The sequence below is a fragment of the Pseudomonas sp. NBRC 111127 genome (genome assembly GCF_001320345.1).
Lineage (GTDB): Bacteria > Pseudomonadota > Gammaproteobacteria > Pseudomonadales > Pseudomonadaceae > Aquipseudomonas > Aquipseudomonas juntendi.
In genome coordinates this window covers 1-1,697 of sequence record NZ_BCBD01000314.1, presented here as the reverse complement: position 1 = coordinate 1,697, position 1,697 = coordinate 1, and the positions used below count along the sequence as shown (strand labels likewise).

2 protein-coding genes are annotated in these 1,697 nt (G+C 62.9%); one reads left to right on the top strand and one right to left on the bottom strand.

The window, feature by feature from the left end; translation table 11 throughout:
• Positions 1 to 70: 70 nt before the first annotated feature.
• A complete protein-coding gene (locus APH30_RS27130; protein ID WP_054914248.1) occupies positions 71 to 1,150 on the bottom strand; it encodes a patatin-like phospholipase family protein in 1,080 nt (359 codons plus the stop codon).
• 201 nt (positions 1,151 to 1,351) lie between these two features.
• Here APH30_RS27130 and APH30_RS27125 point away from each other — a divergent pair, with 201 nt between their 5' ends.
• On the top strand, positions 1,352 to 1,660 hold the full coding sequence (locus APH30_RS27125) for a PepSY domain-containing protein (protein ID WP_029886952.1): 309 nt from the start codon (positions 1,352 to 1,354) through the stop codon (positions 1,658 to 1,660).
• Positions 1,661 to 1,697 lie beyond the last annotated feature (37 nt).

Genomic DNA, 1,697 nt, shown 5'->3' with positions numbered 1-1,697 from the left:
TCCTTGAAGATTTCCACGCTGTCAGAACTCTGAGTGAATCAATAATGCGCGCAGTTTAACAGCATGACCGCTACAAGGCTTGCAGGCGTTCATGCAGCCGCCCGGTGGCGACCAGTTCCAGCAATTCGTCGCCCAGCCGCTGGCTTTCGGCAATAGCCTTGTACCAATAGCGTTTGCGCCCCGCGGCATCGCCCATGAAACGCTTGAAGTCGTTGCGGTCTGGCAACTTGCCGAAGGGCAGGGCGGCCATATAGTGCGGTGAGGGCGTCATCAGCAACACGTTCTGCAGCCGCCTGGCATCGCCCTTGCGCCAGGGCAGCGCCTTGTCGAACCAGCCGGGTATGACCTTGTCGGTGAAGTGCGGGTACAGCACCAGGTCGTCGCCGTGGTAAGGCAGGTCGAGGTGGTAATCGAGCAAGCCGCCGTCGCGGTAAGTACCGGCGCCCGCCCCAGGAATATCCTTCACTCCCTGCATGACCATCGGGATCGAGCCCGAGGCGAGCAGGGCCTGGCGCAGGTTGGCCAGGTCCAGCGGCAGGCAGCGCGAAGGGAAGTCGGTCAAGGCATCGAGCGGCGGCGCGCTACGCCCGTCATGCAGGATGATGCGCTCGAAGTGGCGCGCCAGGCGTGCCCGGCCCAATAGATTGCTGGCGACCACCGAGCCCAGACCGAGGCCCAGGCGGGCACGCTGGTCGTGGGCGAGTTGACCATGGCTTTTCACCACCAGGATGTTCAGGCGATAGTGCGGGTTGGCCAGCAACTGGGCGTCGCGGCCCTGCAGCAGGTCATCGAGCATTGTTGCGCAACTGCGGCTGATTTCGGCCGGTGTTACCCCTTTGGCGAAGTCTTGCTCGGTATACAGTTCGCCAAGCCGGCGGATGCCGGCCACCGGGTCTTGCAGGCAGGCACTGGCGAAGCGCCAGGCGCCGATCGAGGCGCCGATCAGTGCGCGTTGGCGGGGTGCCGACGGTAGCCACTCACCGAACAGGGCCAGGTCCAGGCCTTGGATGCCGAGTGGCTTCGGCCCGCCCGCTGCGCCTGGCAGCACACCCACATCGGCCGCCTGTAGCCCGCGCTCGCGGATGTGCTGCAGGGCACGTTGGCCCGCCTTGAACGTGAGCGCAGGGTATTTGATGTGGATGGCGCTCATGACGGATCTCCTGGGTATCGAGCCGGTGATTATAAGGTTCGGTGAAGCGAAGACTGCGTGCCGATGCAACGGCGCGGTGGAACATCACACGGCCCCGCAGGCTGCGCTATCATGCCGCCCGTTGCTTTCAGGTTGAATTAAGGACCGCCGGGTAATCTTAACCCCGTAGACAACTTGTACAGCTCTCAGGAGAGAAGCACGATGAAAACCTTGACTGCCCTGTTCACCGCCGCCGCCCTTGCCCTGGGCGCCAATGCCGCTTTCGCCAAGGATGTGCAGCCCGACGAAGTGGTCAAACTGGTAAACGCCAAGACAATCAAGTCGCTGGACGAACTCAAGGCCACTGCCATGGCCAAGCACCCCGGCGCCACCGTTACCGATTCCGAGCTGGAAGACGAGTACGGCCGTTACATCTACAAAGTCGAGCTGCGCGATACCCAGAACGTGGAATGGGACGTGGCACTGGACGCCAAGACCGGTGAAGTGGTGAAGGACGAGCGAGACAACTGATGCGTCGCTTACCACGGCCAGCGCGCTACCTGGCGCT